A 4,856-nucleotide genomic window follows, 5' to 3' on the forward strand; every position below is an offset into this window, starting at 1 on the left:
ACCAAATTTGAGCGCGGAGCAGATCGACACGCTGAAAAGTGAGATCGAGCTATTCATCCGCGCCGCGTTTCGGGAAAGCACGCCCCGCGATTATCAGCCGACGCTGACTTATCCCCAGTCGCGCTTCAGCTTCAGTCGCCTCGCGGAAGAACTGCACCAACAGTTTGCCGATATCGCCTCACTGCGGTTTACACCCGGGGTCGACATCACCAGCGGGTTGGACATCCCGCGCCTGACGTCGCTGAAGGTGAACCTGCAATGATCAAACTCAAACTGCCTTTCTGGCTTGGCGGCACCGAACTTTCAAAACTGGTCGCGGCTGCACAGGCGTGGTGGGAAACCGTCACCGGCTGGCTGCGCTGGCCTTACTCGCAGATCGATCCCGACACCTGCCACATGAGCATCCTTGAACTGTGGGCCTGGCAGCGGGACGTGACGCGCTTCAAGGGCGAACCCGAGTCCTTGTTTCGACTGCGCGTGAAATACGCGTTCATCAACTCGGTCGACGCCGGCAGCACCGCCGGGTTGAAACGCATTTTTGAGCGCCTGGGCGTGGGTTACGTCGAGATCGAGGAACGCCAGCCCGACCGCGATTGGGACGTGGTGCTGCTGAAGTTCAGCAACGCTCAACTGTCGCTCAATCCCGAGCTTTTGCGCGTGCTGATTCAGCAATACGGCCGAACGTGCCGGCGCTACGACTTCGTCACCATCACCCCTGTGGGGCTGCAAATCGCCTTGATTGATTTTAACGACGACCAGCAAACGCTGGTTGCCCGCCTGTAGGAGCGCACCGTGAGCGCCAGTATTACCTTGGCCGGCGAAAGCCAAATTGCCCTGAAACAAAGCCAGCAAAAGCCGCTGATCGTCAGCCGCTTCATCTTTGCCAATGTGCCCGGGCTTGATCCGACCGCGCCGCTGGATCGCGCGGCCGGCAAGCCACCGGCGGGGCAGATTGTTTACGTCTATACGATCCCTAAACAGAACGCCGGTTTTGTGAACCCCAACCAGGTGGTGTACAGCGCCCAGCTGGGCTCGGACATCGGCGACTGGGATTTTAATTGGGTCGGCCTTGAGGACGCCGACGGCATCCTGTTTGCTGCCTCGTCGGTGCCCCTGCAGCAAAAACGCCAGAACATTCCGCCGCAGCAGATCGGCAACAACGTCACCCGCAATTTTCTGGTGGCCTTTGACGGTGCCCAGCAGCTGACTGGCGTCACGGTCGATGCCAGCACCTGGCAGCATGACTTTACCGTGCGCCTGGCCGGCATCGATGAGCGCGAGCGCTTGAGCAATCGCAACCTCTACGGGCGTGCGTTCTTTTTCAGTAACTCTCTGATATTCGAAAAGACAGACACCGGCTACCAGATCAATGGTGGCACGGCCTACGTCGAAGGCATCCGCGTGGCCATTGCGAAGTCAGAAGCGGTCCCCGGCGTCGTTCCAGTAGGTAAGGTCTGGCTGGACGTATGTCTTGAGCGTCAATTGAACGATCGGATGGCTGTTTGGAAAGTGGTGTTCGGTGAACAGGCTGATTACACCGATGCTGCCGGCGTGCGTCATTACTGCGTGCCGCTCGCCGATTTCATCTCACCCAGCAATATCGTGGATTTGCGGGACGCCGAGCCAGTCGGTGGTGCGTTGATCAAATATCTCGCATCCCGTACCGGCGACTATCCGCTGCTGCGTGCCCGGGCCACGACCAAAGCAGACGTCGGGCTGGGCAACTTGCCCAATGCTATTAGCGACGACCCAACGACAAACAGCAGTCAGATCGTGGCGTCGACGGCCGCGTTGAACAAACTGCAAAAACAGGTTGGTGATTCCATGACCGGCATGGTGGCCGCGTTTGCCATGACAGCTGCTCCGACGGGGTGGCTGAAGTGCAATGGTGCGGCGGTTTCCCGTACCACATTCGCGCAACTCTTCGCCTGGCTTGGGACGCACTACGGCGCCGGCGACGGTTCCACCACGTTCAACTTGCCCGACATGCGCGGCTTGTTCCCACGCGGCTGGGACGACGGGCGCGGTCTGGATCCTGGCCGTGCATTCGGCGTCTATCAGGACATGATGATCCACTCGCATGCGCACTCCGCGTCGGCTGCGGCCGTAGGCGACCACTTGCATAGCGCTTGGACAGATGCGCAAGGAAATCATGTCCACAGCGCCTGGACAGATGCCCAAGGCAACCATGACCACGGCTGGCGAATTGCGGCCACTGGCCAAGGTATTTCAATCGGTTACCCAGTAGGCGGCGCAAGCGTCGTTGACCTTGAGATGCCCGGTGGGAGAAACGCAGATAACCAGCCGATGCGCACCGATTACCAGGGCCAGCACGCCCACAACATCGGCATGGGGCTCGCCGGCCATCACGCGCACAACGTTGGCGTGGGCTGGGGCGGTAACCACACCCACGGCGTGACCGTCGCCGCTGCCGGCGGGGCCGAAACCCGGCCCCGAAACTTGGCCCTTTTCTACTGCATCAAATATTGAGATCGAGCATGACTGAAAAACTCGTTTATCAGACCAATCACCTGGGCATCTTCATCGGCGCCGTGAAGGCTGAAGAGTCGCCGCTGGAGCCGGGTGTTTACCTAATCCCCGGTGGTTGCGTGGAAACGGCACCACCCGAGATCCCGGAACATAAAGCCGCATGGTGGAACGGTCGGGCTTGGCAGTTGGTGGACTACTTCGGGGGCGTGGTTGTCTATAAAACCGATACAGGTGAACCGCGAACGCTGGAAGGCTTCGAACCGGTGCCGGCCGGTTTCACCATGAAGAAGCCCGGGCCGAATCAGGTCTGGAAGAACGGCGAATGGGTTGATGATATCGACGCCGTGCTGGCTGCACTCCGGGACAAGAAGCTGCAAGCGATCGCCGCCGGCAGCACTGTCTATATCGCTGGCGGTTTCACTTCCAGTGCATTGGGTGAGCCATACCGCTACAGCAGCGCGATCGATGACCAGGTAAATTTGAATGGCCAGGTGCTGCTGGGCCTGGACGACGTTTACCCGTGCTATGACGCCGACCAGGTGCTGGCCTTCCGGCCGCATACCATCGCCCAGCTGCAGAAAGTCAGTCTTGACCTGGTGCGCTTCCGGCAAGCGGCGCAGCAGCACGCGGAAACATTGCGCCAAGCTGTGGCGAAGGCTCAGAAAGATAAAAATCTGAAGGCAATGAAAGCCATCACCTGGACGCCGCCGGCATGACCTGGGCACCGGTGACGATGCGCTGGCCGGAGCAGGCCACGCAGTGGATGGCCGGGCTGTCAGCGGCCAAGGATCTGGCCGGTAGCGAACTGGCCAGCACCGCCCAGCGCCTGGCTGGCCTGAGTGGACTGGCCAACACCCACCCGGGGCCGGTCGGTGATGCCGCAAAAGGCGCGATCGCGGCCGGACGCGCAGCGCTGGCCGAGCAGATGGGGCAGGTGCCGGCGTGCCTGGTCGTGACGCCATTTCAAAGCGGCGTTGGCCAGGGCGCGGGCTATCAGCGTTTTCTGTCCGCGCCCAACGCGCTGGAACATCTCGCCAAGAAACTGGAAGACGCCAGCGACAGCGGCCGCCCGACCGGGCCGCAATACGCGCTGTCGATCCTGTTTCTGGGCACGCGGCTGGAACAGTTGGCCAGCAGCTTGGCGCGATTCAATGCACTGCTGCCGATCCCTGACCTGGTGCGCACCGAGCGCCGGGCGCAACACCTGGTGAAACTGGAGAGCGAAAAGTGGGAGATCCCCGGCGCCGGCCCACTGCCACGTTGGCAGGGCTTGCCGCTGGAGCGTTGCACGGTGGTCAAAGCCGCAAAACAGTCCATGGCGGGGCAAATAGCCGTGTTGGAAGGCTACGCCGCCGACAGCTCGCCGTTGGCCGATCTGGCAGCGCTGGCTGCGCGCAAGAGCGCCCAGCAGCAGGGCCGAGACAAACAATTGGCTGATCTAAAAGACCTGCTGGCTGGGGGCAACCCCGACGTCAGCCTGCGCGCGCGGATGATTGGCCCGGGCAATCCCAGCGAACTGAGCCGCGAACTGCTGGCCGGCGACGCCCCGGGGCATGAATGGATTCAGTGCGCCGGTTTGTTGTTGGTCGGCAGCAAAGAAGGGCTGAGTTTTGTGCAGGAACTGGTGGGCCTATGACGCTGTTACTCGACGGGCAAAAAGTCCAAGGCAAGAACCTCAAGGTCACGGCCAATCTGCGAATCGAAAGCGGCGACATGTCCGGCCAGACAAGCAATACCGACAAGGCCCATAAGGGCTTCAAACCCAAGACGCTGTCCGTCTCGCTGATGATTCCCTTTGTGGATAAGACTCAGCTGACCGATCTGCTGCGGATGGCTGAAGCCACCGCCGGCGGCGGTCAGTTGCATCTGTATCGGATCGTGAACGACACGGCCGAGACCTTCGGCGTGCGTCAGGTGGAGTTTTCCGACGGCGTCAGCGCACGCGAAGCGGACACGCTGAAAGCCTGGCTGGTGCAGTTCACCTTGAGCGAGCGCGAGTCGAACCCGGAGAAAGTCGAAGGCCGGCGCGCTGGCAACAAGGTCAACGCTCAAGGCGCCCCGGGTAGCCCGGTCGGTGCCGGCGGTGCGGGTGATGGAACCAGCGACAACCCCGCGCTGAGCGGCTTTGAAAAAGTGCTGGGACGTGTGGATAAGTGGCTGGGCGGGAGTGAGCAGACGTGAAACTGCACAAGATACTGTCCATCAACGGCGCCCCGATCGCTCTCATCAAGGAGGACGTCAGGCTGGACGCTACCAGCCCCGGCCGGGCGAACTTCACCGTTCAATCCCCTGTGCCGCTGAAAGGGCTGGTGACGCTGGATATCGGCTACAACGAGGGCACGCTGCAGCGGCACTTCATCGGCTAC

At 61.3% G+C, this 4,856-nt stretch carries 5 protein-coding genes and 2 pseudogenes; all 7 read left to right on the forward strand.

The annotated features are described in order from the left end of the window. Positions 1–262 (forward strand): annotated as a pseudogene (locus FGA82_RS29715) (baseplate J/gp47 family protein); the annotation flags it as partial. Beyond that, the gene (locus tag FGA82_RS29720) at positions 259–783 is read left to right on the forward strand and encodes a phage tail protein (RefSeq protein ID WP_141129857.1); all 525 of its coding nucleotides are present in this window, start codon (positions 259–261) and stop codon (positions 781–783) included. The pseudogene FGA82_RS29715 and the gene FGA82_RS29720, both read left to right, overlap by 4 nt. A 9-nt stretch (positions 784–792) precedes the next feature. Next, positions 793–2,490 carry a phage tail-collar fiber domain-containing protein gene (locus FGA82_RS29725; protein WP_141129858.1) on the forward strand — a complete coding sequence of 566 codons (1,698 nt, stop codon included), beginning with the start codon at positions 793–795 and terminating at the stop codon, positions 2,488–2,490. 8 nt (positions 2,491–2,498) lie between these two features. Continuing rightward, positions 2,499–3,206: a hypothetical protein gene (locus FGA82_RS29730; protein ID WP_141129859.1), complete on the forward strand. Its 708-nt coding sequence runs from the start codon at positions 2,499–2,501 to the stop codon at positions 3,204–3,206. After that, on the forward strand, positions 3,203–4,126 hold the full coding sequence (locus FGA82_RS29735) for a hypothetical protein (RefSeq protein ID WP_141129860.1): 924 nt from the start codon (positions 3,203–3,205) through the stop codon (positions 4,124–4,126). Before FGA82_RS29730 ends, FGA82_RS29735 begins: the two co-directional genes overlap by 4 nt. After that, positions 4,123–4,671, forward strand: coding sequence for a DNA-binding protein (locus FGA82_RS29740; protein ID WP_141129861.1), 549 nt, complete (start codon positions 4,123–4,125; stop codon positions 4,669–4,671). The genes FGA82_RS29735 and FGA82_RS29740 overlap by 4 nt, the downstream gene beginning before the upstream one ends. Continuing rightward, a pseudogene (locus tag FGA82_RS29745) lies at positions 4,668–4,856 on the forward strand (hypothetical protein); the annotation flags it as partial. The gene FGA82_RS29740 and the pseudogene FGA82_RS29745, both read left to right, overlap by 4 nt.

The sequence above is a fragment of the Pseudomonas fluorescens genome, from assembly GCF_005938625.1.
GTDB lineage: Bacteria > Pseudomonadota > Gammaproteobacteria > Pseudomonadales > Pseudomonadaceae > Aquipseudomonas > Aquipseudomonas fluorescens_BD.

Coding starts and splice junctions, on each gene's coding strand:
- FGA82_RS29730 (WP_141129859.1), top strand. CDS start 2,499: ATGACTGAAAAACTCGTTTATCAGACCAATCACCTGGGCATCTTCATC.
- FGA82_RS29735 (WP_141129860.1), top strand. CDS start 3,203: ATGACCTGGGCACCGGTGACGATGCGCTGGCCGGAGCAGGCCACGCAG.
- FGA82_RS29740 (WP_141129861.1), top strand. CDS start 4,123: ATGACGCTGTTACTCGACGGGCAAAAAGTCCAAGGCAAGAACCTCAAG.
- FGA82_RS29720 (WP_141129857.1), top strand. CDS start 259: ATGATCAAACTCAAACTGCCTTTCTGGCTTGGCGGCACCGAACTTTCA.